This window comes from Roseibium sp. AWQ4_290 (assembly GCF_056160985.1).
Map to the genome: position 1 here is coordinate 317,320 of NZ_JBSWYG010000001.1, position 25,992 is coordinate 343,311.

The 25,992-nt window shown below is 60.7% G+C and carries 19 protein-coding genes; 1 reads left to right on the plus strand and 18 read right to left on the minus strand.

What is annotated here, in order from left to right:
• Window positions 1-34: 34 nt before the first annotated feature.
• The 18 genes from ftsA to ACXAH0_RS01500 form a co-directional block, all read right to left on the minus strand.
• The gene (gene ftsA, locus ACXAH0_RS01415; protein WP_475172355.1) at window positions 35-1,357 is read right to left on the minus strand and encodes a cell division protein FtsA; all 1,323 of its coding nucleotides are present in this window, start codon (window positions 1,355-1,357) and stop codon (window positions 35-37) included.
• Window positions 1,354-2,268, minus strand: coding sequence for a cell division protein FtsQ/DivIB (locus ACXAH0_RS01420; RefSeq protein ID WP_475172352.1), 915 nt, complete (start codon window positions 2,266-2,268; stop codon window positions 1,354-1,356). The genes ftsA and ACXAH0_RS01420 overlap by 4 nt, the downstream gene beginning before the upstream one ends.
• Window positions 2,256-3,182 carry a D-alanine--D-alanine ligase gene (locus ACXAH0_RS01425; RefSeq protein WP_475188745.1) on the minus strand — a complete coding sequence of 309 codons (927 nt, stop codon included), beginning with the start codon at window positions 3,180-3,182 and terminating at the stop codon, window positions 2,256-2,258. The genes ACXAH0_RS01420 and ACXAH0_RS01425 overlap by 13 nt, the downstream gene beginning before the upstream one ends.
• 1 nt (window position 3,183) lies before the next feature.
• Complete coding sequence (gene murB, locus ACXAH0_RS01430; RefSeq protein ID WP_475188530.1) at window positions 3,184-4,155, minus strand: UDP-N-acetylmuramate dehydrogenase; 972 nt, start codon at window positions 4,153-4,155, stop codon at window positions 3,184-3,186.
• Window positions 4,156-4,168: 13 nt separating this feature from the next.
• Window positions 4,169-5,569 (minus strand): UDP-N-acetylmuramate--L-alanine ligase, encoded by a 1,401-nt coding sequence (murC, locus tag ACXAH0_RS01435; RefSeq protein ID WP_475188533.1) that lies wholly within the window; start codon window positions 5,567-5,569, stop codon window positions 4,169-4,171.
• Window positions 5,566-6,702: an undecaprenyldiphospho-muramoylpentapeptide beta-N-acetylglucosaminyltransferase gene (gene murG, locus ACXAH0_RS01440; protein WP_475188535.1), complete on the minus strand. Its 1,137-nt coding sequence runs from the start codon at window positions 6,700-6,702 to the stop codon at window positions 5,566-5,568. Before murG ends, murC begins: the two co-directional genes overlap by 4 nt.
• A gap of 25 nt (window positions 6,703-6,727) precedes the next feature.
• On the minus strand, window positions 6,728-7,885 hold the full coding sequence (ftsW, locus tag ACXAH0_RS01445; RefSeq protein WP_475172345.1) for a putative lipid II flippase FtsW: 1,158 nt from the start codon (window positions 7,883-7,885) through the stop codon (window positions 6,728-6,730).
• A complete protein-coding gene (gene murD / locus ACXAH0_RS01450; protein WP_475188537.1) occupies window positions 7,886-9,274 on the minus strand; it encodes a UDP-N-acetylmuramoyl-L-alanine--D-glutamate ligase in 1,389 nt (462 codons plus the stop codon). It abuts the gene before it with no gap.
• A gap of 6 nt (window positions 9,275-9,280) precedes the next feature.
• The gene (gene mraY / locus ACXAH0_RS01455) at window positions 9,281-10,366 is read right to left on the minus strand and encodes a phospho-N-acetylmuramoyl-pentapeptide-transferase (RefSeq protein WP_475172339.1); all 1,086 of its coding nucleotides are present in this window, start codon (window positions 10,364-10,366) and stop codon (window positions 9,281-9,283) included.
• Window positions 10,367-10,376: 10 nt separating this feature from the next.
• A complete protein-coding gene (locus tag ACXAH0_RS01460; protein ID WP_475188538.1) occupies window positions 10,377-11,807 on the minus strand; it encodes a UDP-N-acetylmuramoylalanyl-D-glutamyl-2,6-diaminopimelate--D-alanyl-D-alanine ligase in 1,431 nt (476 codons plus the stop codon).
• Window positions 11,804-13,273, minus strand: a complete 1,470-nt coding sequence (locus tag ACXAH0_RS01465; RefSeq protein ID WP_475188540.1) for a UDP-N-acetylmuramoyl-L-alanyl-D-glutamate--2,6-diaminopimelate ligase — start codon at window positions 13,271-13,273, stop codon at window positions 11,804-11,806. The genes ACXAH0_RS01460 and ACXAH0_RS01465 overlap by 4 nt, the downstream gene beginning before the upstream one ends.
• A gap of 113 nt (window positions 13,274-13,386) precedes the next feature.
• Window positions 13,387-15,108: a peptidoglycan D,D-transpeptidase FtsI family protein gene (locus ACXAH0_RS01470; RefSeq protein WP_475188541.1), complete on the minus strand. Its 1,722-nt coding sequence runs from the start codon at window positions 15,106-15,108 to the stop codon at window positions 13,387-13,389.
• Between the two features lie 10 nt (window positions 15,109-15,118).
• Window positions 15,119-15,475, minus strand: coding sequence for a cell division protein FtsL (ftsL, locus tag ACXAH0_RS01475; protein WP_475172330.1), 357 nt, complete (start codon window positions 15,473-15,475; stop codon window positions 15,119-15,121).
• Window position 15,476: 1 nt separating this feature from the next.
• On the minus strand, window positions 15,477-16,517 hold the full coding sequence (gene rsmH / locus ACXAH0_RS01480; protein ID WP_475188544.1) for a 16S rRNA (cytosine(1402)-N(4))-methyltransferase RsmH: 1,041 nt from the start codon (window positions 16,515-16,517) through the stop codon (window positions 15,477-15,479).
• Window positions 16,514-16,981 (minus strand): division/cell wall cluster transcriptional repressor MraZ, encoded by a 468-nt coding sequence (locus ACXAH0_RS01485; RefSeq protein ID WP_475172326.1) that lies wholly within the window; start codon window positions 16,979-16,981, stop codon window positions 16,514-16,516. Before ACXAH0_RS01485 ends, rsmH begins: the two co-directional genes overlap by 4 nt.
• 549 nt (window positions 16,982-17,530) lie before the next feature.
• A complete protein-coding gene (locus ACXAH0_RS01490; protein ID WP_475188545.1) occupies window positions 17,531-20,614 on the minus strand; it encodes a hypothetical protein in 3,084 nt (1,027 codons plus the stop codon).
• 342 nt (window positions 20,615-20,956) lie between these two features.
• Window positions 20,957-24,139, minus strand: a complete 3,183-nt coding sequence (locus ACXAH0_RS01495; RefSeq protein ID WP_475188548.1) for a DUF5585 domain-containing protein — start codon at window positions 24,137-24,139, stop codon at window positions 20,957-20,959.
• Window positions 24,140-24,369: 230 nt separating this feature from the next.
• A complete protein-coding gene (locus ACXAH0_RS01500; RefSeq protein WP_475188550.1) occupies window positions 24,370-25,305 on the minus strand; it encodes a cupin domain-containing protein in 936 nt (311 codons plus the stop codon).
• A 220-nt stretch (window positions 25,306-25,525) separates the two neighbouring features.
• On the opposite strand from ACXAH0_RS01500, the gene ACXAH0_RS01505 reads away from it, so the two are divergent.
• Entirely contained in the window at window positions 25,526-25,975 is a 450-nt protein-coding gene (locus tag ACXAH0_RS01505; protein ID WP_475188553.1) for a cupin domain-containing protein, read from the plus strand.
• Window positions 25,976-25,992 lie beyond the last annotated feature (17 nt).

Genomic DNA, 25,992 nt, shown 5'->3' on the forward strand with positions numbered 1-25,992 from the left:
TCCAATTCCTGGCTTTCGTCTTCTTGGCTCATCGTCAGAAGCTTTCCCTGATCCACTGGCCCATGCGGGCCAGGTAACCAGATTGTCCGCCCCACCCAGACCGACGGTTCTTGTGTTCGAACTGTTCGATCTGCGCGACCTGCGGATAAATCAAGAGGCCAACCGCGGCGGCAAATGCCGGACCTTTGGCAGCCTCGGGAAGACCGGCGACGCCCAGGGGCCGGCCAAGACGGACGTTGCGTCCCAAAATGTGGCGCGCAACCTCTCCAAGACCCGTGAGCTGACTGGCGCCCCCAGTCAGAACAATCTGCTTGCCCACCCGGCCGGCAAAGCCGGAGGCGGTCAAACGGTCCCTCACGAGTTCAAGGATTTCTTCCACGCGCGGGCGGATGACCCGGGTCAGCGCCGAGCGCGGGATCTGGTTCGGCAATTCGCTGTCGCTTTCCAGCGGCGGCACCGTGAGCAGGTCACGGTCGTCCGAGCTGGAGGCCAGCGGAGAGCCAAAAAGGGTTTTCAGGCGCTCTGCATCCTGCAGGCGCGTGGCAAAAGCACGGGCAATGTCCGTGGTGACATGGTTGCCGCCAACGGCAATTGCATCCAGATGCACCATATGGCCATCGACAAAGACGGACAGGGTCGTGGTGCCGCCGCCCATATCGATACAGGCAACCCCAAGCTCCGCTTCATCATCCACAATGGTCGACAGGCCACTTGCAAAGGGTGTTGCCACCATGGTTTCCACATGCAGATGGCCCCGGTTGATGCACAGCTCCAGATTGCGCACCGGCGGAATTTCCGCCGTGACAACCTGCATGTCCACCCCGAGCTTGTGACCCATCATGCCGCGCGGATCGCGGATGCCCCGGCTGCCGTCCAGGGAATAGGAAATTGGCAGGGCGTGGGTGACCGCCCGCCCGTCTGTGACCGAGTGACTGGACCCGGCGGACAGAACCCGCTGGATATCCGCTTCGCTGACGCTTTCCCCCGCCAGCGGCACCCCTGCGCTGTAGATCTCGCTCTGCAGACGGCCGCAGCTGATATTCGCGATCAGGGATTCCACCGTCACACCGGCCATGCGCTCTGCGCTGTCCACGGCCAGCCGGATCGCCTGTTCGGCCGCATCCATATCTACAACGACACCCGACTTGATGCCGCGCGAACGCTGGTAGCCATAGCCTAGCACTTCCACCTTGTGGGAGCGGCTGGACAGAAGCGAGCGCTCCTCCTGGGGCACCAGCTTTGCAATCAGGCAGCACACCTTGGTGGAGCCCACATCCAGAACGGACATGATGACCGCGCGCCGGCTGGGCAGCGGGCGCATTTTCGGCAGGTAGAGATGTTTGTCGGAGCGGCTCATGTGTCCTGCTCCTTCTTGCCCGACCGGTTCCGGCCACCGGTCATGACCTTGCGCCGCTCGGCGGCTTCATCCGACAGGCGTACGGTCACGCGATCGGCAAGGCGCATGTCGATAGCCACAATATCCCGCGACAGCAGCCCGCTGTCCTCGTCCATCTTCACAAGATCGGCCAGCGCCGCTTCGACATTCTTTTCCGGCAGGCGGATTGAAATTCCGTTTTCCAACTGAAGATCCCAACGGCGGCCGCTGATCAGGAAAGCCGCCCGCACACGCGGCCGCAGTTCCGGCACAGTCTCAAGAGCCGTGTTGATTTCACCGGCCCGGCGCTGTGCACCGTGATTGACGACCAAAAGCAGATTTGCATATCGGCCATCGACATCGTCGGTAATGACGTCCCCGGCCTTGTTAATAATTGAAACGAGGTCCCCGCGCTGCCACAGCGCATAAGGCACTTTCTCTTCGATCTTGATTTGCAGCGTGCTCGGATACAGCTTCATGACCGAAGCATTCTTGACCCAAGCCATGTGGTTCAGCCGTTCACGGGCCGCATCCGCATCAAACAGGGCAAGCGAGCTGCCATCATGAATCTCAAGTGCTTCAAGCACCTGAAACTCGTTGATTTCCCGCTGGCCGGACAATTTCACCGCTTCGATGCCGAACCCGGCTGCCGACAGCAATTCGTCGGACACGATGCGGCCATTGCCGCTTATGACTATTGCGTAACCAATTGTTAAGGTTAAGAACCCGAGAGCTGCTGCAGACCCGGTCCAGCGCGGCAGATCCGCAAGACGGCCCGCCGCCCGCCAGACCGGCTGGCGGTGCAAACGCGAAACGCCGCGCCCGCGCGGAGCCAGCTCGGCTTCCAGCGGGGATAACGCTTCCCTATTCCGTTTGCGACCTAGCGACAGCAACTCGCTTCCTCAACCATCCAACCGACCAGATCCTTGAAACTCATCCCCTGATGCGCCGCCATTTCCGGCACAAGTGAGGTTGGCGTCATGCCTGGCTGTGTGTTCACTTCAAGACAAATCAGGTCTCCGGACCCGTCTTCGCACTCGTCAAAGCGGAAATCGGCACGGGATACACCACGGCATCCCAAGGCCTGATGCGCCTTAACCGCTAGTGTCTCTACTTTTTGGTAAACAATCGGTGAAATTTTTGCAGGAAGAACGTGTTTTGAACCGCCTTCTACATATTTTGCATCGTAATCGTAGAAGCCATGCCCTTGCGGAATGATATCAATGACCCCGAGGGCCTTGTCTTCCATCACCGCACAGGTCAATTCCCGGCCGGAAATGAACTTCTCACACATGAGAATATCAGGAAACTGCCAGTCGTCCCGGCCCAGCTCCTGGGGGGGAAACTCTTGATCTTCCTTGATAATCAGCACTCCGAAGCTCGAACCTTCATTAATTGGCTTGAGCACATAGGGGGGCTTCATCGGATGAACGCGGCCGATCTCCCGGCGGTCCACAACAATATGTTCGGTCACCGGAATTCCAGCCGCTGCCAGAACCGCCTTGGCCTTCACCTTGTTCATGGCAAGGGCCGATGCCATCACTCCGGAATGGGTATAGGGGATATTAAGAAACTCTAAAATTCCCTGAATGCAGCCATCTTCCCCGAACGGGCCGTGAAGGGCATTGAAGGCCACATCCGGCTTCAGATCCGCCAGCACCGCCGAAACATTCCGGTCCACATCCACCCGGGTGACCTTGTAACCGGCCTCCTCCAGCGCGTCGGCGCAATCCTTGCCGCTGGACAGGCTCACCGGACGCTCGTTGACCCAGCCGCCCATCAGAACGGCAACGTGTTTTTGTCCCATCTTATGCAACCTCCCCTGCTTGCCCCAAAAACGGCTCGACCGCTCCTTCAGGGCCAAATGCGCCGAGGCGCTTGATTTCCCACTCCAGGCGGATGCCGCTGTGCTGGAGAACCCGCGCCCGCACCGTCTCGCCCAGAAGCTCCAGGTCGTGACCGGTGGCCGTGCCCGTGTTGATCATGAAATTGCAGTGCATCTCCGACATTTGCGCGCCGCCGATGGTCAAACCCCGGCAGCCAGCGGCATCAACCTCTTTCCAGGCGGACGTGCCCGGCGGGTTCTTGAATGTCGAGCCTCCGGTCTTTTCCCGGATCGGCTGCGCCCTTTCCCGGTGCGCGACCACATCGGCCATCTCCTGCCGGATCGCGGCCTCGTCCGCTCCTGGTCCCTCAAATACGGCAGACGTGAAAATGAGATCACGGGCGGCCGTTGACCGGCGGTAGGCATAGCCCATCTGCCCGTTGCTCAGCACATGCCGGTTGCCCGCCCGGTCAAGGGCGGTCAGCTCCACCATGCGCTCACAGGTTTCCGTGCCATGAGCGCCCGCATTCATGCGCAAGGCACCACCAAGGCCGCCCGGAATGCCAGTGTAAAAGGCAAACCCGCCAAGTCCAGCCCGCGCGGCCGCTTCCGCCAGTTTCTTGTCGGGCACCGCCGCCCCCGCGCGCAGGCGGTTGTTGCCCAGCTCTTCAATTCCGCCAAAGCCCCGGGCGCTCAGCCGGATGACAACCCCTTCAAGACCGCCATCGCGGATCAGAAGATTGGACCCGAGCCCCACCGGCAGCACCGGCACCTCCGGCGGCAGTTTCGTCAAGAACGCGGCCAGATCGTCTTCATCTGCGGGCTGAAACATCAGCTGCGCCGGACCGCCGGTGCGGAACCAGGTCACGGCGGACAGCGGCTGGCCGGCGGTCAAACGCCCGCGCACTCCAGCAGCGAGATCCGGATAGCGTTCAAGAAGATCGGGAAAAGCCATCGACACCCGCCCCTTACAACGCTTCAAGCTGCTTGGGCAGCGCATAGGCCCATTGGGTAATGTTGCCGGCCCCCAAGCAGATCACGAAATCCCCCGGTTCGGCAAGCTCCTTGATCAGCGCTGGCAATTCGTCCGGACTGTCGATGGACTGGACCTGCCGGTGCCCTCTGGTTTTCAATCCCGATACCAGATCCTTGTGGGAGGCGCCCTCCAGGGGCTGCTCTCCGGCCGCATAAACCGGCGCGATGATCACCGTGTCCGCATCGTTGAAGCAGTTGGAAAAATCGTCGAACAGGCTGTGCAGGCGCGAATATCTGTGCGGCTGCATGACCGCGATCACCTTGCCCCCGGTCGATTCCCGGGCCGCATGCAGCACGGCCTTGATTTCCACCGGGTGGTGTCCGTAATCGTCGAAGATCTCAACACCGTTGACCGTGCCCGTATGGGTGAAGCGCCGCTTGACACCGCCAAAACCGGAAATGCCTTTTTTGAGATTGTCCGCACCGACCCCAAGCTGGGAGGCAACGGCAATCGCCGCAGTGGCGTTGGAAACATTGTGCAGACCAGGCATGGGCAGAACCAGGTCCTTCAACTCCGCCACCTGACCGGTGCGCCGGTCGCGGATGGTCACAGAAAAGGTGGATTTACCGCCATCCATCGACACATCCGTAAAGCGCACATCCGCCTGCGGGTTGGTGCCATAGGTGACCACCCGCCGGTCTTCAATGGTGCCGATCATGGTCTGAACCTCGGGATGGTCCAGGCACATGACGGCAAAGCCGTAGAAGGGAACGTTTTCGACAAATTGCCGGAAGGCTGCTTTCACGCCGTCAAAGTCGCCATAGTGATCAAGATGTTCCGGATCGATATTGGTGACGATGGCGATATCGGCGGGCAGCTTGACGAAGGTACCGTCGCTTTCATCGGCCTCCACCACCATCCAGTCACCTTCGCCCATACGGGCATTGGTGCCATAGGCATTGATGATGCCGCCATTGATCACCGTCGGGTCCAGGCTGCCCGCATCGAGCAGCGCCGCCACCATCGACGTAGTGGTCGTCTTGCCATGGGTGCCGCCAACGGCAATGGCCTGTTTGAACCGCATCAACTCGGCCAGCATTTCCGCCCTGCGTACCACCGGGATCAGCTTTTCGCGCGCGGCCACCAGCTCCGGATTGTCTTTTTTGATCGCGGACGAGACCACCAGCACTTCCGCCTCGCCCAGATTGTCCGGGGAATGTCCGACGGCCACTGGAATGCCATGGTCCCGCAGACGCTGCACATTGGCATTCTCGGCCATGTCCGAGCCTTGGACCTGATAGCCGAGGGTCTTCAGCACTTCGGCAATACCGCTCATGCCAATGCCACCAATACCGACAAAATGAACCGGTCCGATATCCTGCGGCATCTTCATGGCCGTGCTCCTTCCTGCAAGGCGTCTTTTGGGGCTGCGCCTTTGGGTGTTGCAATTGTCTCCACAAGGTCCGCAAGCCGCTTGACCGCGTCGGGTTTAGCGGCGCTCTGCGCACTTTGCGCCGCGCGCGCCAGATCCCCCGGCGCCTGCATGAGCCGGGCAAGCTCGTCGCTAAGCCGCTCCGGCGTCAGCTCCGCTTGGCGGATAGGCCAGGCGCCGCCAGCAGTCTCCAGAACCCGGGCATTGGCCGCCTGGTCCTGATCCAGGGCGCCGGGCAAGGGCACCAGAATGGCCGGACGGCCCAGCACGCTGAGTTCGCTGACCGAAGAGGCGCCCGAGCGGCAGATCACCAGATGCGCGTGGGCGATGCGCTGGGGCATGTCCTGAAAGAACGATGCACATTCGGCCGACAGGCCCAGCCCGTCATAGACCTTCTGAACCCGCTCCATGTCTTCTGCCCGGCACTGCTGTACGATGTGCAGGCGGCTGCGCAAAGGTTCGGGAAGCCGTTCTACGGCCAGCGGCAGCACATCGGAAAAGAACCGGGCCCCCTGGGAGCCCCCAAAGACCAGAAGATGAAACGGGCCTTCCTGAACAGGCGGCGTGTAGGCAATTTCAGCGGCCTGAAGAACCGCATCGCGCACCGGATTGCCCGTCTCCACCAGTTTGGCGGCAAGCTCTTTGGGCAGACCGTCCAATGGAACGCTTGTGGCCATGGCGGTCACGCCCTTGGCCAGCAGCTTATTGGCCCGGCCCATCACCCCGTTTGCTTCATGCAAAATGGACGGTGTTCCGGTCAGGCGCGCAGCAAACATGGGGGGAAAGGTCGGATAACCGCCAAATCCTGCAACCACATCCGGCTTCAGCGCCTTGATCACCGCGCGGGCCTGCCAGGTGCCGCGCAACAGGCTGAAGGCGGTTTTGGCCAGGGCCAGCGGCGAGCGCCCGCGCAAGGTGGCAGAGGTGATGATATGGACCTTGCGGGCCGGAAACGCGGTCCCGTATTTGTCGGCCCGTTCATCTGTTGCCAGCTCAACGGTCCAGCCGCGACGGCCGAGCTCACTTGCCAGCGCCTGTGCGGGGAACAAATGGCCGCCTGTACCGCCGGCCGTCAGCAAAACTGTTTTGCGCATATTTCTCGAGCAACGCTCTTTGGGACTACATCAAAGTCGACGGGGACAGGCGGCTTACGGTCACGGCCTCTCCGCGCGAGGGCTGTGGCCGCCTGCGGGTGAGTGCCAGAATGGCCCCGGCCGTCATGGCGGACGACAACAACGAGGACCCGCCATAGGAAATAAAGGGCAAGGTCATGCCCTTGGAGGGCATCAGGTGAAGATTGACAGCAAGGTTGATCGTGGCCTGAAGACCGAACAGAACCACAAGACCGGCAGTGGCCAGACGGCTGAAAGCATCCTGATTGCGGCTGGCATGGTTCAGCCCGCGCAAGACCACAAAGGCAAAAACCGACACCAGCAGCAGACAGACAATCACGCCGAACTCTTCGCCCACCACGGCAAAGATGAAGTCTGTATGGCTGTCCGGCAGGATGCGTTTGACCGTGCCCTCCCCCGGCCCACGGCCGAACCAGCCACCGGCGAGGAACGAATCCATCGCCGTATCCACCTGGAACGTATCCCCCGAACTCGGGTCCAGAAACCGGTCCACACGATTGGTCACATGCGGCAGGAAGGCATAGGCTGCAAAGAGGCCGACAACCCCGATCAGACCAAGCGCCATGATGATCAGCCAGGAAATGCCATTGAGGAAAAACAACCCGGCCCAGACCAGACCGAGCAGCATGGTCTGGCCGAAATCCGGCTGCGCGATCAGGAGCGCCGCACAGACTGCGAACAGCACAAAGGCAAACAGCACCCCGGGAACCTCCCTGCGCCGTCCGCTTTCCGACAGAAGAAACGCAATCAGCACCACAAAAGCCGGTTTCAGGAACTCGGAGGGCTGCAAGGAAAATCCGGCAATATAGATCCAGCGACGGGCGCCTTTGGCTTCAAACCCCATGAAGAGGGTCGCGATCATCAGCACAAGCGAAATCGTGAACAGGATCAGAGCCGCGCGCCGCACCATGCGCGGCGGCATCAAGGATGCCGACAGCATGATGATCACCGCCGGGATCAGAAACAGGGCCTGACGCTTGACGAAGAAGAACGTGTCAACCCCGATCCGCTCGGCAACGGGAGGGCTGGCGGCAAAGGACAGCACCACACCGCCGACCATCAGCAGGCCAAAGGCGGCAAGGAGATAGTGATCCACGGTCCAGAGCCATTCGGCAAACCGGCTGCGATCGGCGCGCGAAACCATTTAGGCGACCTCCTGGGCAGACAAGGCACGCACCGCATCTACAAAAGCAGCACCCCGTAGTTCGAAATTGGGATATTGATCAAAACTTGCACAGGCCGGGGACAGCAGAATGGCTATCTCGTCCGCTCCATCCTCGGCCGCTTCCGCCGCCGCATCGGCGACAGCCTGCGACAGGGTTCCGCTGATCTTGAAAGGCACCCGGCCCTCAAGAGTTTTGGCAAACTCTTCAGCCGCCTCGCCGATCAGCAGCGCTTTGGCGATCTTCGGAAAATACTCGTCAAGCGAGGCAATGCCCCCTGCCTTGGCCCGGCCGCCCGCAATCCAATAGATCCGGTCGAAACTGGACAGAGCCCGTGCGGCTGCATCCGCATTGGTTGCCTTGGAATCGTTGATGAACAGCACCCGGCCCTTGCGCGCAACAACTTCCATGCGGTGATGGAGCCCCGGAAAGGAGGTCATCGCCGCAGCAATCTTGTCTGCGGGCAGATCCAGCCCCCGCAGCGCGGCGAAGGCCGCAGCAGCATTCTGGCCATTGTGATCGCCCCGCAGGCTGTCCACGCCGCCGAGGCACGCGACCTCTTGCTGGCTGCCGTCATGGGCTTCGATCAGATGTCCATGACGGGCATAGAAGCCGCTGGTCAGCTCCTTTTCCCCGGCAATCCGCAAGACCGGCTTGTGGGCCAGTTCCAGCCGGTCCGCAATCACGGAGGAGAGCCGGTCATCCACCCCGACAACCGCGATACGGGCACCGGCGACCAGCCGCTCCTTTATGGCCGCATAGTTTTCCATGCTGCCGTGGCGGTCCAGGTGATCGGCGGAGAGGTTCATGTGGATCCCCACCGTGGGTTCCAGCGTCGGCGCCAGATCAATCTGGTAGGACGAGCACTCGATCACATAGTGGCGGCCCGGCTTCGGCCGGTTCAGCGCCAAAACCGGCGTGCCGATATTACCGCCCATCTGGACATCAAGGCCAAGTGCGCCGAGCAGATGGGCAATCAGCGCCGTGGTGGTCGATTTGCCATTTGTACCGGTGATCGCAATGAACGGCGCCTCCGGACAGAGCTTGCGCCGCTCCCGGCAGAACAGCTCCACATCGCCAATGATCCCGACCCCTGCGTCGCGCGCCAGATCGACCGACCAATGCGGCACGGGATGGGTCAGCGGAACACCGGGCGCCAGAACCAGGGCGGCCACCTTGCTCCAGTCAAGGCTACGCAGATCCGCCGTGGCCAGCCCGTCTGCAGCGGCCTGCTGGACCCGCGCTTCGCTATCGTCGGCGCACACCACATCGGCCCCGCCGCTTTTCAGCGCCTGAGCCGTCGCCAGTCCGGATCCGCCCAGCCCGAACAGGGCGACTTTCTGACCTTCAAATGTGGTGACTGGGATCATCCGGGCTTACCTCAGCTTCAACGTGGCAAGCCCGACCAGGGCGAGAACGACGGCAATGATCCAGAAGCGGATCACCACCTGACTTTCGGTCCAGCCCATGATCTCGAAGTGATGGTGGATCGGCGCCATGCGGAACACACGCTTGCCGGTCAGCTTGTAGGAGATGACCTGCACGATGACCGACACCGCTTCCAGAACAAACAGGCCCCCAATGATGGCCAGAACGATCTCGTGTTTGGTGGCCACGGCAATCGCCCCGATCATGCCGCCAAGGGCCAGAGATCCGGTGTCACCCATGAAAATCGCCGCAGGCGGGGCGTTGAACCACAAGAACCCGAGACCGGCGCCAATCACCGCCCCGCACAAAACCGCCAGTTCGCCGGTGCCTGCCACATGGTGGATCTGAAGATAGCTGGCAAACACCGCATTGCCGGACAGATAGGCGATCAGCCCGAAAGAGGCGCAGGCGATCATCACTGGCACGATGGCCAGACCGTCTAGGCCATCGGTCAGGTTGACCGCATTGCCCGCCCCGACCATGACGAAGGCTGCAAAGGGAATGAAGATCAGGCCGAGATTGAGTGTGAACTCTTTCAAGAACGGAAAGGTGATTGCTTCGGCATGTTCGGACGTATCCAGCATCGTGACCGCAAAGGCGGCGGCGGCGGCAATCAGAAATTCCAGACCCAGCCGCGCCTTGCCACCAAAGCCTTTGGCAGAAGATTTCGACACTTTCAGATAGTCATCGTAAAAACCGATGCTGCCAAAGCCGAGGGTCACCCCGATCACCACCCAGACATAGGGATTGGACAGGTCCGACCACAGCAGCGCAGCCACAAGCGTGCCGGACAGGATCATCAGCCCACCCATGGTGGGCGTGCCTTTCTTGGTCAGAAGATGGCTCTCCGGCCCGTCGGCGCGGATCGGCTGGCCATGGCCCTGGCGGATCCGCAAGCTGGAAATGATCTTCGGACCGAAGAGGAACACAAAAAACAGCGCAGTCATGATGGCGCCACCCGTGCGGAACGTGATGTAGCGAAACACGTTCAACGCGGAAATCTGGTCAGCAAACTGCCCCAAAAAATAAAACATCAGCTATCCCTTATGCCTCTGCCAATTCATCAGCAGGCGGGTATTCCTTTTTCAACGCGTCGACAAGAGGGCCCATGCGAGTCCCCAGAGATCCCTTGATCATAACGACATCCCCGGGCCGCACGTCCTTCAAAATCGCGTCTTCCAGATCTTTTGCCTCTTCGCCATAATGGGCACGCAGTTCACGGGGCAGAGCCTTCCAAAGCCCGTGCATATGCGGCCCTGCGCAATAAACAGCCTCCACCTTCGCCTCAAGGACCGGCTCCAGAAGCGCTTCATGCAACTGATCCGCCTCGGCGCCCAGCTCCCGCATATCGCCAAGAATGGCAACCCGGCGCCCGGGGGCGGCCACCGGCACGGCTCCCAGCACTTTCAAGGCTGCGCGCATGGAGGCCGGATTGGCATTGTAGCTCTCGTCAATCAGGTTCAGCACGCCGCCGGACAGGGACAGGCGGGAGACTTCCCCCCGCCCTTGCGGCGCGCGCATACCGTCCAGAGCGAGCCCGGCCTTGGCCAGATCGGCGCCAACGACCTTCACTGCCGTCAGAACCGCGAGGCTGTTCTTGACTTGATGTGTGCCGGCCGCCCCGATCTTGTAGGTGATTTCCGTGCCCAGAATGGACGCTTCAACGCTGGAGCCGCCCGCAAAGCCTGCCACTTTCTCAACGTGACTGTCGGCCGTCCTGTCTTCTCCGAAGGTGTGGACTGCCGGAACCCCTGCCGTCGCGCTCAAGAAGCGCAGCAGGTCATATTGGCGGTTGTCCCGGTTCAGGATCGCGGTCCCGCCCGGTTCCAGCCCGTCGAAAATCTCTGCTTTCGCCTGGGCGATCTTTTCAACTGAGTCGAAAAACTCCAGATGAACCGGCTGCACGGTGGTGATGATGGCCACATGCGGGCGCACCATCTTCACCAGCGGCGTGATTTCGCCCGCATGGTTCATGCCGATCTCAAAAACACCAAATTCCGTGTCCGCCGGCATCCGGGCCAGGGTGAGCGGCACGCCCCAGTGATTGTTGAACGAGGCAACGGAGGCATGAACCTTGCCGGAAGGCTCCAGCGTGAGCCGCAAGGCCTCCTTGGTGCCGGTCTTGCCGACAGACCCCGTGACCGCAATGATCTTTGCGCCCGTGCGCGCCCGGGCAGCAACGCCAAGCCTGCGCATGGCCTCAAGCGGGTCGGGGACCACCACATAGCGCCCGTCTTCGGCAAGATCCGGCAGGCGCTCTTCAGCTACAAGCGCACAAGACGCGCCCGCCTCCAAAGCAGCGGCGACATAGTCGTGCCCGTCGAGACGGTCTCCCTTGATGGCTATGAACGCGTCGCCCGGTTCGAGCGAGCGGCTGTCGATCGAAATGCCTGTGATCTCCGCGCGGGCGTCCCCCCTCACGCTGCCCCCAACAGCATCTACAAAGGCGTCCAATGTCCAGAGAGGGTCGCTCATAGGTCTCCTTGAAGGTTTATGGCGCGGTCAACTGCGTCATGATCTGAAAACGGAATCACTGTTTCGCCAACAATCTGGCCGGTTTCGTGGCCTTTTCCGGCAACACACAGAATATCGCCCGCAGTCAGGCGCCGCACTCCTTCGGCAATCGCCTCGAACCGGTCGCCGATTTCAAGCGCCCCCGGCGCCCCGGCCATGACCGCCCGGCGGATCAGGGCCGGCTCTTCGGAGCGCGGATTGTCATCGGTCACAATCACCAGATCTGCATGGCGGGCCGCAGCTTCGCCCATCAGCTCCCGTTTGCCCGGATCCCGGTCCCCTCCAGCCCCAACAACCACCGACAGGGCCCCTTCGGCAAAGGGCTTCAGAGCCGCAAGCGCATTGTCCAGCGCATCCGGCTTGTGGGCATAGTCGATGAACACCAGACCGCCTTGCGCGGTCTTTCCGGCCAGTTCCAACCGACCGGGAGCCCCTTTCAGGTTTTCCAGCGCCCGAAGCACCAGCCCCATATCCGTGCCCGCGGCAATTGCAAGCCCGGCGGCAATCAGGGCGTTAGCCACCTGAAACCGGCCGATCAGCGGCAGCGTGATCTTATATTCCCCACGCGCGGTCTGGAGCGTCAGTTCCTGGCCGCCTCCATTCGGACGCAGGCCGGTGAGCTTGAGATCAGCGCCTGTTTCGCCCACGGTGAAGACCGGAAGGCCCCGTTCAGCCGCCACGGCCAGAACCCGGTCCGCGTATTTTTCCCCCCGGTCAACGACAACCGTGCCGCCATCGGGCAGAAGATCCCTAAACAGGCGCAGTTTGGCCTTAAGGTAGTCCTCGATGGTCGGGTGGTAGTCCATATGGTCACGGCCGAGATTGGTAAAGGCCGCCGCCGTCAGGCGCACGCCATCGAGGCGGTATTGGTCCAAACCATGGGAAGAGGCTTCCAGAGCCGCGTGATTGACGCCCTCCGCCTCCAGCGCCGCCAGGTCCTTGTGCAGTGCAACCGGATCAGGCGTCGTGAGACCACCATAGCTGGACCCGTCGGGCCGGATGGTTCCAAGGGTTCCAAGACTGGCAGCCGGATGACCAGCCGCCTGAAAGATCTGACGGGCAAAGTGGGCAACGGAAGTCTTTCCCGCCGTGCCGGTGACAGCGACAATGACGTCCGGCTGAGCACCATAGAAGCGGGCCGCCATTTTCGCAAACACCAGCCGGGGCTCGGGAACCGCAAGAACTGCAACAGTGTCTGGAACAGACGCCCGCACGGCATCAGCAGAGTCGTGAGCGCATAAGACCGCAACCGCTCCGGCGGTCACCGCGCTGGCGGCGAAGCGCGTTCCGTCTGTCTTTGCGCCCTTGAAGGCTGCAAACAGGAACCCGGGCGCCACCTGGCGGCTGTCCGCCGTAAGCCCCGTGACTTTCAGGCCAGTTGCCACCTCCGGCAGGCCCAGACCAACGGTCAGTACATCAAGATCCATAACACCTGATCAATCGGTTTGTGCGTCGTCACCCTGAAAGCCCTGATCCCGTTTCCGGCTGCGACCCCGCGAGGTCAAGGCTTCCCTACCCTTTTAGCTCCCCATTCTTCTCCTTAATAGGAAATCTCGATCGGTTCATCCCCCTGGCCGAAACGCGGCATCACACCAAGCATCGGCGCGGCCCTGCGAATGATCGCCCCGGTGGTCGGTGCGGTGTTCCAGCCGGCGGCCGTTCCGCTGCGCTCATTCTCGCGTTTCGGCTCATCCAGAACCACCAGAACCACATATTGCGGATCATCCATCGGGAACGCGGACAGGAACGAGTTGCGGCGCTTGTTCTTCACATAGCGGCCGTTTTCGATTTTTTCCGCCGTTCCGGTCTTGCCGCCAACCGTGTAGCCCGGCACATCCGCCCGGCTGCCGGAGCCACCGGAGCCCGGAATGACATTGAGACGGAACAGGTAGCGCATCATACGGCTGACTTCGGGCGAAACGACCTGGGTTGCCATCTTATTTGCCTGCTCCTTGCTGCGCGGCAGGAAGGTAGGTGTCAGCAGCTTGCCGCCATTGACCAGGGCAGCTGCGGCAACCGCCGTCTGCATGGGGGTGACCGAAATGCCGTGACCGAAGGAGATCGTCATGGCCGCCAGTTCGTTCCATTTGGGCGGCAGAAGCGGCGCGGCATTTTCCGGCAGTTCCGTTTTCAGCCGTTTGGTCAAGTGCAGCCGTGTGAGAAATTCCTTCTGATGGTCGATCCCGGTCGCCAGCATCATCTTGGCGGTGCCGATATTGGACGAATAGATGAAGATTTCCGGGACGGACAGGATGCGGTTCTTGCCGTGATAATCGGAAATCTTGCGGCCACCGGCCCGGATCGGCCGGGTGGCGTCAAAACTGTCATTGATGGACACGGAGCCGGAATCGAGCGCCATGGCGGTGGTAAAGGTCTTGAACACCGACCCCATCTCGAAGACACCACCGGTCGCCCGGTTCAAACGGTCCTTTTCCAGCGCCTGGGACCGGTCATTCGGGTCATAATCCGGCAGAGATGACATGGCGACAACTTCGCCGGTCTTGGCATTGAGCACGATCCCGACGGCCGCAATGGCCTTGTAGCGCTCCATCGCCTTGACGAGCTCATCGCGCACCACATGCTGCACCCTGAGGTCAACCGCGAGGCGCACCGGCTCCATGGACCGGTCGGAAGCAAATCCCAGGGACTGGAGATCCCCCAGCCATTCATTGTCGATATATTTCTCGATCCCTGCGAGGCCCTGATTGTCCACATTCACGGAACCGACAATGTGGGCCGCCGTCGGGCCGCCCGGGTAAAAGCGCTGGTTTTCAGACAGAAAGCCGATGCCCGGCAAGCCGAGATTATGGATTTCATCTGCCTTTTGCGGGGTCAGCTCCCGTTTCAGCCAGACAAATCCCGCACCGCTTTCCAGACGGCGCCGCACCAGCTTTTCATCCAACTCCGGCAGGATCCGGGTCAGCCCCTCAACCGCCTCGTCCACGTCCAGAATGCGGCGCGGCTCGGCATAGAGGGATGCTGTCTTGATATCCGTCGCCAGGATCTCGCCATTGCGGTCGATCAGATCCGGCCGCGAGGCAGACACGGAATCCTGCGCCGATCTCCAGGCATGTGACGGCGCCTGCTCCATCTCCGCCAGCATGACCAGCCGGCCTCCAATGGCCGCATAAACACAGGCAAAGGCCAGCATGGCCACATAGACGCGCGAGCGCACAGCGCTGGAAGACACGGACCCGCGCACAGATCTTGGATGGCGCTGGCGGACCTGAAGGAAACTTGTCTGTTCGCTTACGATTGTCATGCCGCCCGCCTCACCGGATTGCCGCCGACGAGCCGGCATAGCCGCCCATCTGGTTGGAGCCGCCGATGGGTTCGAGCATTACCGGGCGGGCCGGTAGATCTTCCGGACTCACAATCTGCTTCACATCAAGCGTTTCCAGCTGGAGATAGTCATTGTAGCGCTCCACCAGGTTTTGCAGCCTGTCGGGCTTGTTCAAAAGGCTCCATTCGGCCTTGAGATGCCGGATCGCATTGCGCTCTTCCTCGATCTGCCGATGCAGATCGGCGACTTTCTCGGCCGATTTGGTGGCAGCCAGCTTCATGTCATAGACCGTTGCAGCGCCGACCACGACCGCCAGAATGAACAGGATGTTGAGCGTTCGAACCATTTCAGCCCCCTAATCCATGAAAGGCGGCCAGACGAGGCACGCCCGCCGCATGGATATCCAGATCACGTAACGGCGCCTGCGTGCGCTTGCCTGCGCGCAACTTTGCGGAGCGGGCGCGCGGATTGGCACCGGTTTCCTCAAGGGCCGCCTCTACGGCCTTGCGCGTCAGTGCTTCGAACGTCGCTGGCGGAACATCTTCTTCCGGCATATGGCGGGAGCCGCCGCCCCGGGTCCGGGTGCGATCCTGGAAGAACCGCTTCACAATCCGGTCTTCCAGGGAATGGAACGACACCAGCACAAGGCGGCCGCCCGGCCGCAAGATGCGCTCAGCTGCTCCAAGCGCTGCCGCTGCCTGATGCAGCTCGCCGTTCACATAGATCCGCAGCGCCTGAAACGTGCGGGTTGCTGGATGGATCTGCGCTTTCTTGGGCGAACGGCCAAGCACCTTCTCGATCAGGGAGGCCAGTTCCAGCGTGCCAGTGAACAGTTTTTCCTTACGGGCCGCATCAATCGCATGAGCAACGGAGGTTGCCCGCTTTTCCTCGCCCAGAAGACCAATGATACGGATCAGGTCGCGGACAGGCATTTGATTGACAACATCAGCCGCCGACGGCCCAGCCTGCTCCATACGCATATCAAGCGGCCCGTCCCGCAGGAACGAAAAGCCCCGCCCGGCCTCATCAAGCTGCATGGATGAGACACCCAGGTCGAGAACCACACCGTCCACGCCGTCAAACCCGGCAGTGCGGGCATGCTGCTCAAGATCCGCAAACCGGCCGGGTACAAGCGTCAACCGGCCACCACTTTCATCCACCAAGGCCTGCCCTGCGGAAACTGCATCCGGATCCCTGTCAATCCCGACAACCTGCGCGCCCCGCTCCAGAAACGCCCTGGAATAGCCGCCAGCTCCGAAGGTGCCATCAACTATCACTTCCCCCGGCTTCGGATCGAGCCACTGCAGAACCTCACGCAGGAGAACCGGAACATGGCGCCCGGGTCCGCCAGCGGCGGGATCAACATCCCTGTCGCCAAGCGCCATCATACCGGCTCTCCCTGTGAAGGTGCGGGGACCTGCCCCGACAGCATCGCGAGCGCGCGCCTTTGGGCCTCTGCGCGGTACTCGCGGAACTTCTGCGGCTCCCAGATCTGAAACTTGTAATTCATACCAACAAACGTGAGCTGATCGGTAATGCCTGTGTGCTCGCGGATCATGTCGGAAATGGTCATGCGCCCATCCCCGTCGATCTTCGGATTTTCACTCGCCCCAAACAACGCCACAGCCAGCGCATCATGATCCGGCGAGAGCTTTGAGAACGCTTCGGAGCGCTTGTTGATTTCAGCCAGCAGCTCATTCCCACCCGCATCGACGGCCTCGCAATGGGCAGATGTGATGCAATAAAGACCTTCAAAACCATCTCTCGCCAATACCGCGCGGAAGGGCGCCGGGATCGACACGCGACCCTTGGCGTCCAGCCGGTTGGTAAAATGAGAAACAAAGCCGGCCATCTATCCCCTCAGGCAGTCACCGCCCGCCGAAACCCCGAAAAACCCTTTGAGAAGAGATGGCCGCATCGAACCAGGGACATGCATTTTGCAAAAACCGGCTGAACTTGACACTGCCGATCAGATGTCCTGGCCCCGATGGAAATGGGCCCAAACTCCCCTTTCTGGGTAATTATGGGATACCATGGGATAATATGGGCGGTCAATGGAAAGTCCGGGTTTCCGGCCTGATTTGATCGCGCACGACCCCGTCGGACAACTCTAACCGAAACATGCTTAATGAAGCCTTGACACGATTGTAGAATCGGATTCGCAGGATTACGGAGGTTTCAAGATGGGTCAGACGCCCACCCGGCAATTTTTGCCTATTCCATCAGAGAAATGAATGAGTTGTGGAGAACTGAAACCGTCACTGACAGGTGTAGCGCGCCCAAAGGGCGTCAACTGAAAATGAGCTGACGGACAATTGCTCAAATTTAAGACCATTGAAAAAATAGTCAGGGTAAAACCGGCCGGAGGAGGGTTAGAAGGGCCGGTTTCACTGCTTCAAATTCAGGTCAGAACATCGGAATTTCCAAGAGCTTCGAGCTGCTCGGCAACCCCTCCAACTTCCGTAACGACAGGATTCCATTTCGCAGCGGTCAGATTGGCCAACGACAGATCTTCCGCCTGCAGCCCCTCAAACACATACCTGTGCCCGCCATTGTTCGCGACCGTCACCTCCAGGTTCGATCCAACTTCCCGGATCTCCACATCAGACGCCGACAGGCCACGAAAATGGATCACCTCCTCTTGCGGATTGAACGCCTTGACGGCGAATTGGCGGCCCCAGTCCCAAGTGACCAGAACCGTATCGCCCCCCTCCCCAAGCACAATCTCCCCACCGTCCGCAGGAGATACAGAAGGTATGTCCGGCTGGTCAGGATCTTCCAGCGTTTCCGGCTGCTCCGGCACCGCTCCAACCCCGTCGCGCACCTGACCTCCGTCCGTCGTCTCGCCCGCAGGCGCTTGCGGGGTCAGAAGCTCCGCGCGCGACACAAGCGCGACATCATTCTGATCAAAGCCGAATGGCGCCTCCAGATTGTCCTCCATCACCTGATCATGGTGAAACTCGACATTGCCGGGAATGAGATCCGCCTTTGAGACCCCTGAAAAGACAAAGCTCTGGCCACTTGGCAGCGAGCTGATCACCATGCCCTCGGGCGTGTCTTCCACGCTAAGCCGTTCCCGGGTGCCGAAATAGAGAAAACTGATTTTCTGAACCGCCGGATCAAAGCCGTCGATCACCTGCGAAACACCATACTCATGCGAGCGCAGATAGACCGTATCCGCCGCCCGGGGGCCGATACCGGCCTCCCAGGAGAGGATGCCACCAAGATCCTGGCGCAGATGCTCATTGCCGACCACACCGAAATTCCAAATCGACAAGTCGGACAATTGGACACCCTGCAGGACCTGCATATCCGGCCCCCAGGGGTTGTCAATCACCGGCTCCCCATCCGGCGTCATGGTCAGGATCAGACCGTGGACCGAGGCATTGCCGAAGTCGATTTCATCGGCCCGAGGATTGAAGCCGATGATATCATCCGCTCCGAAATCTGCGGCCCATTTAACCCCGCCCTTGTCGCTCGCCCCCACAGGCACCGGCGGATTGGATCCGTCCGAGTCGTATGTAACGTCAAAGCCTCCGGCTGCTGGCGTTTCCAGCGATTGCCCCAGCAAGGTTGCCACCGCGTTCAGGGCGGATTGCTCGGAGGCCATGAAATTGTTCATGGTCAGATCAGACACCTCAACGCCGGCCAGCACCGTTTCGCGGGCTATCCCGCCGGCCGGTGTCAGCAGTCGAATTGTCAAACCGGACGGATCGCCCTCAAGCGTTTCTGCAGCCGAGGCAAATTCCAGCCGCTCGGCAATCACACCGGCCTCCAGGTGGATCATGTCCGCCATCGGATCAAAATCCGTCACCACCCGTGATGGGCTGTCCGGGGTGATCATGATCATCTGCGATCCGGCTGGCATGCCGGGATCGTCCGGCCCTTCCGGAGCAGGCGGACCTTCAGGATCCGCCGGCCCCGGCCCGCCCCCGTCCAGATTGACCCCGGCCAGATTGACCCCGGCCAGAAGCTGCCGCCCGGCCGCCTCATTCATAATGGTGAAAGTCGCCGGGGACAGATCCTTCAAGGAAAGACCTTTCAGTGTCAGCGTCTGGTTGTTGGCCGCCATTGTAAAGACGATATTGCCATTGTGTTCAGCCACATTGATGGCATCCGGTCCAAACCAGTCGACAAAGATCGTGTCCGTTTGCGGATCAAACCCGGACACCGTCCGGTTCTCCCCCCACGCCCAGGTGATGACAACCGACGCGGTCGCCGCCGTGATCCCGGCCGTGCCCGTCCACACAGTTTCTCCCGAAAGGCCAGGATCGGCAGGTGGCGCCGATGTGCCGGGAGTGTCGGGCCCGTCCGGTTCCTTGGGCGCATCCGGAGTCTGCGGGTATTCCGGCTCGTCAGGTGTCTGGGGCGCGCCGCTGCCCGGCCCGACCAGAGCGAGAACTTCCTCAGCCGCTGTGGCGTCCAAAATGGTGAAATTATCCGCACTCAAGTCTGCCAGCCGGACACCGGCAAGCGTGACCGTCTGAACGTTGGAGGGAACCGTGAATACAACCCCATCCAGGGTCTCGCTCACCTCAAGATCGGACGCACCGATCCAGTCAATGAAGATCGTGCCCGTTGCCGGATTGAACCCTTTGACGCTTTCCTGTGCACCCCAGGCCCAGGTAAGCACGACATCCGCATCGGCCGCCGTGACGCCTGCCCCTCCAAACCCCGCGCCGCTTTCCGCGACCGGATCTCCGCCAGCACCGCCGCCTGTATCGCCATTGGGTCCGCCATCACCAAGGCTCTCTCCCGGGGTGCCGAGCCCCTCGTCCCCGGTCTGCCGGTCCTCATAATAGGCGATCATGTCCGGGACAGATGGTGCCTCATAGCCACCGAACTGATCAATATATTGCAGAATCGAGGTGCCGTATTCATCTTCGCTGACCGAGCCGGAGAGCAGCAAGGTGGCCGTACCCCAGGCGCCCCGCAAATGCGCGGCTGCCAGAATTCCGGTCAGCGTTAGCTCCACACTGACAGTCTCGCCATCTTGAACATAACTGGCCGTCTGGCCGATGAAGGCGTCCAGAGACGTGCCTCCTGCCGCAAGCTGACGTTCCAAAATCTGAAGGTTGTAGCCAAAGGCCTCCCGGATCGCGACGTCTTGCGCCACGCCCGTCATGAAGTGCTCCAGAGACGTGACCCCGTTCTTTCCGGTCCAGGTGCCATCCCAGGTGTTTGTGGCCGCACCGCTGCCGTAAAAGACATCGTCATCATAGTAGCCGAGATCGATCAGCAGGGCTTCGCCGAACTGAAAGCCCACAAAGCCGAGCGAGTTCATGGAACGGTAGGCCATCACCTTCCATTCGGCATCGCTCAACTGCGCCCAGCTGGAATAGTCCGGATAGTGGCTGCCAACCGGCCCGCCAGCCCATTGGTCAAGCTGCCAGTACTGGACCACACCCGCGTCATACCGCGCCCTGTCCCAACCGGATTCGAAGGCCAATAGGGCTTCCAGAAAGTCGTCGAAGGTCCCGCTCATGTTCGGTCATGCCTTTTTTCTTGTCGTGAGAAAAGGGTGGAAGCGAACAAGGCCCGAAACATGGACGCAAAGTTAAAAAATTATGGCAGAACAGTGATTTCTAACGTTGGGTTAAGTTCAAGCAGCCGAATTGACGGCAGCGCATCTTGCAGAACCCCTCACTTCGGAAAACATTCCAAACTATTTTCCAGAGCTTTCAAGGGGATTGGTAAAAATGCCTAAAGTTCGCTCGAAACTTGAACGCCGAGAGAATACAAGATTCGCCGAACTGTTCTGCGGCGTGCAGCCGCAGATCTTAAATCCGCTTGCGAACAGGCTGGAAGATCACCTCGGAGCCCCGGCCTAGAGGACCGGCCGCTCCGGAGCCCCATTGTTTTCAATCACAACCGGTTTCCAGTTGGCTGCCTTGAGTTTGTCGCTCGGCAAACTGTCCGTCTTGCGCGGCTTACGGCGATAGAGACGCGCAGCCTGGTTGTTGACCGTGATCTTCAGATCATCGTCCCGCTTCCGCTCTTTCGGCCCAGCATCCTCGCTCCCCCGAAAGTTCAGGATGTCGTCCTCCGGATTGAAGGAACGGGCGTCAAACATCCAGCCCCAATGCCGGTCTTCGAACGCCTCGTCTTTGTCCCGCGTCAAGACAATGCCGCTGTCCTCTGCATCCCCTTCAGAAAGGAGCGTTTCCATGGACCTGTCATGCGGTGCCGCGCCAGGATTTGGCCTGTCCGCCGGACTCGTGTTGAGAACAGGCACCTCAATCGCCTCTCTGCCCGCAACGGGCGGCAGAGGTGCACTGGACACTCCGTCCGTTTCGCTGGCGGCCACGGGACCGCTGCGGGCCGTAGAACTGCTACGGGTCACAAGGGCCACCTCTTCACGGGTTGCGCCAAAAGCCGACACCAGCGTGTCTTCCAGCAACTGGTCATGTCTGAACTCAAGAGCGTTTCGCCGGAGCGCTGCCTTGAGAACGCCAGGAAAGATGACTTTCTGACCGCTCAGGCCACACGCGATCACCAACCCATCCGCCGTGTCTTCCACGCTCAAGTGATCCCGGGCGCCGAAATACAGGAAGCTGATCTTCCAAGTGGCCGGATCAAAGCCTGCCACAACGTCCGACACGCCGCATTCGTGGGAGCGGATATAAACCGTTCCAGCGGAACGCGGGCCGATACCCTTTTCCCAGCACAAAATGGCGCCAAGATCCTGCCTCAGGAGCTTGCTGCCAACACCGACAAAGGCATCCAGTGACAGATCCGACAGCCTTATGTCCTGCACGATCTGATGCTCCGGGCCCGTCGGATTGTTGATCACCGGTTCGCCCGCCGGAGACATCGTCAGCACAAACCCTTCGGCCGTCGCCATGCTGAAATCAATTTCGTCAGCACCAGGATCAAAGCCGATAATATTCTCTGCGCGGAAATCCGCACCCCATTTGACCCCGCCCCGGGCGCTCCCCCCAAGGGGCAAAGGCACGTTTGGCAGGGACATGTCCGGCAAAGTCACCTCCGGCACCGGGCTCTTCGGCAAAGGCTGCGCTGAACGCGGCGCGCCCGGCATATCCGGCTCGAAAATATCATCGACCTCGACAGTGGGCACGCTGGAAGCGGACTGCCGCACTTTGCCGGAAATTGGTTCAAAGACGGCAAAGGCCGGACGCACAGCAGGTGGCACTGGAGCGGCTGCTCCAGCTTCGACGGGCGCCGCCGCCCCCAGCGGGGCTGGCTCTGCAGCGACCGGGGACCCAGGCTCCATAGCGCCATTGTCCTCAGACACGCGGCCAACTGCGCGTTCCCGGGGGGCTGCCTCGATCTTGGACAGAAGCTTTCGGCCTGTATCCGCGTTCAAAATAGTGAAGTTGGCAGGCGAAAGATCCCTCAGGAACACGCCTTCCAGGGCGAGCGCCTGGTTGTTGGAGGGCATGGCGAACACAACATGGCCCGCCTCTTCAAACACCTCAATGGCCTCCGGCTCGAAGGAATCGATGAAAATCGAATGGGCCTGCGGATTGAAACCGGAAACCGCCCGCTTATCCCCCCGAGCCCGCGTAATCACGACCGTCGCCGATGCAGCTGTCACACCGGCGGTTCCATGCCCCGTGCCGGTTTCATCCGGACCAGCGGCCGATGCGTCCAACACAGTTTCCAGAACGTCGTCCTGCGGCACCTCTGCAGACGGGACAAGAACTGGCGCAGCTTCTCCCGACCGGTTTGCAACCTCATCAGGCACGGGTGCAGCGGCAGCCAACGCTCCAGATTTCGGCGCCGCGGCTTGCCCGGGAACAGCAGGCAGAGGGTCGGCCGGCAATGGCTCAGCGGCCACAGGATCAAGCGGTGTGCGCGGTCTGGACACCTGCGTTGCCGTCAGCGGTGCACGGGCGTTGCCCCCGACAAGAGCCAGGATTCCCTCAGCGGCGGAGGCATCCAGGATCGTGAAATTGGCACCGCTCAGCTCGTTCAGGCGGACACCGGCAAGGGTCGTCGACTGGGCATTGGAGGGAATGGAAAAAACCACGCCATCCGTCGTCTCCGCCACGTCCAGATCCAGCGCGCCAACCTTGTCGATGAAAATCGTGTCTGTTGCCGGATTGAAACCGGTCACCCTATCCGACTGACGCCACGCCCAGGAAATGACCACAGTCGCGGTCTCCGCCGAAACCCCGGCGGCACCGTAACCGGGCAGGACCTCTGGCGCCACCTCGCTGACGGCGCGAGCCACGGCCATCTCTGCAGAGGCCGTCTCGTCAGAGGCCATATCTTCGGGCGACACTTGCGGATCGGGAGTTTTTCGGGAGGCTGTTTCCGGCACAGCAGGCACCGCCGCTGCGGCGGAACGGTCTTCAAACAGGGTCGTCAGTTGTGTGATCGAAGGGCTGTCATAGCCCCCGAACTGGTCCAGGCTCTGCAGAATCGAGGCCCCATATTGATCCATGCTGGCCGCACCGCCCAGAAGCAGCGAGGCCGTCCCCCAGGCGCCGCGCAAATGGGCCGCCGCAAGGATACCGCTCAAGGTCAGCTCAACCTGAACCACCTCTTCACCACGGGTATACCTTACGTTGCGGCCAAGCACCGCCTCCAGGGAAGACCCACTTGCGGCAAGCTGCGACTGCATGATCCGCAAATAGTGGCCAAAGGCCTCACAAATGGCACGCCGCTGGGCGGTCGCAGACATGAAACCCTTTAACGAATGAATGCCGTTTTTGCCGGTCCAGGTCCCGTCCCAACGGTTTATGGCCGAGCCGTGACCATAATAGACTTCGGCGTCGTAATATCCGAGGTCAATCATAAGGGCTTCACCAAAGCGGAAGCCGACAAAGCCGAGAGAATTCACCGACCGGCACGCCATGGCCTTCCACTCGGCAGGCGACAGCTCAGACCAGCTGGAATAGGACGGGAAGAAACTGGAGACAGAGCCGCCGGCCGATTGATCCAACTGACGGTCCTCAAGACCTCCTGCGTTGTACCGCTCCCTGTCCCACCCGGATGTGAAGGCCAGTAGCGCCGCCAGAAAGTCTTCGAAAGTCCCCGTCATATTCAACCTGCCCTATTTCCCCGTTCTGGAGAAACCCTAGGAATGAACAAGGTCGAAAAAGTGGACGGAACATTAATTATTTTAGGCAAAATAGTGGCAAAATTAGCAATATTATACACAAATCTTGCGCAAATTTTATAGGGAATACTCACAACACACTGCCCTGCTAAATCTTCCAAAATATCGCTAAAAATTCTAAGACATCTAAAAATTGCCCGAATTTTGACAGGCTAGCCGAAGGGAACCCGGTTGCGGGTTTCCCTCGGAGCCTCGCCGAACCGGGCCTTGTAGGCAACGGAAAAACGTCCCGCATGCCTGTGGCCCGATCTTTCAGCCACCTCAGCAATAGACCGGTGGGCCCCAGCCGACAAGAGCAGATAGTGGGCATAATTCAGGCGGAGCGACTGCAGTTTTTCCATCGGACTGCACCCCAGTTCTCTTTTGAACAGGATCTGCAGGTTGCGCGGCGTGGTGCCCGCATAGACGCTGATGTCGAGGAGGCTGAGATCTTCCTCGAAACGCTCGTGGATCAGCTGGAGCGCGCGCCGCACAAGACCAGGTGCTGCTGCGGACCGGCGCTCGCGCAACAGGGCCGAGACCGTGTTGGGCTGCGCTTCGAGCAGGGACATGACCAGCCCCTCCTCCAGCTGCCGTTGCCGGATATCGCCCGGGCCACAAAAGGCCTGCCTGTGTTCGGCCGCTCCGAAGAGGCCGCGCAGGGTGCAGGCCCATGCAGAAACGCCGGGCCGCGCCATGTCAAGCGCTGCCGTAAAATGCACCTGTCCGATCTCGACCCCCGTCATCTGCGTTGCAATGGCGTGAAGGTAGGTCTTGTCGATCTGAAGCAGGATCTGCTCGCAGCCTTCCCGCCAGCGCATGCGGGTGTCCCGGTCCGGGTTCAAAACCGTTCCAACGCGCGGACAGGAGTGAATGGTGCAGGTTCCATGATCGATCTGGGCTGTACCGTTGACCGGGATCTGGAGCAGATAGAAATCACTGAGTTCGCCCGGGTCGATGGCCACATCCGCCCCGTAGCGGATGTAATTGAGTGACAGGCACCGTCCCGGCGCCCGGTTCTGGCGGGCATCAAACCGGTCCCTGACCGACAGACGCTCCAGACGGTGGCTGTAAAAGTGGCGTGCCACAATGGCCCGTGCTTCATCCACATCCCGTGTTTCGAAGCACTGGTAATCATGTAGCGGAGATCTTCGCTCTGCCTGGGCCATATGAAATCATGCCGCCGCACGCGGCCTCAATCAAGCAAGCTGTCGCTTTCCATACGCATCTTTACTGTCCTCCCGCATCTTTTTTCGCAATCTGGATAAAACGATCCGCCCTTCCAAGCTTAGCTTTTCTTGCCATCAATCCAACACTGAGGGGAACCAAATGAAAAATGGAGCTGGTATAACATCTGCGGACACGGGTCTGGACGGGATCAGCTGGAACGTGGTCGGACATACCTACACACCGAAGGTGCACAGCACGAATGCCCTGATCTGGCATGCCTTCATCCCGAAAGGCACGTTCGTGCCACCGCATATTCATCCAACCCAGGATGAATGGATCGTCATGCTGGAGGGCGAGCTTGAGGTGGAGATCGAGGGCACAACCCATACCGCACGCTCAGGCGACACGGTCAGAATGCCGATGGGCATCGCCCACGGTATCTTCAACCGCTCGGGCAAAGACGCCACATGTGTGTTTGGCGTGGCCCCCTCGCGCAAGCTTTTTGACCTCTTCGGTGCGCTTGACGGCGTGACCGATCCGCAGGAGCTGGTCCGCCTGTCGGCCCTTCATGAAGTCGATTTCCCGCCGCCGCCCGGTCAGAATGCCTGACCGGACTGACGCTCTCA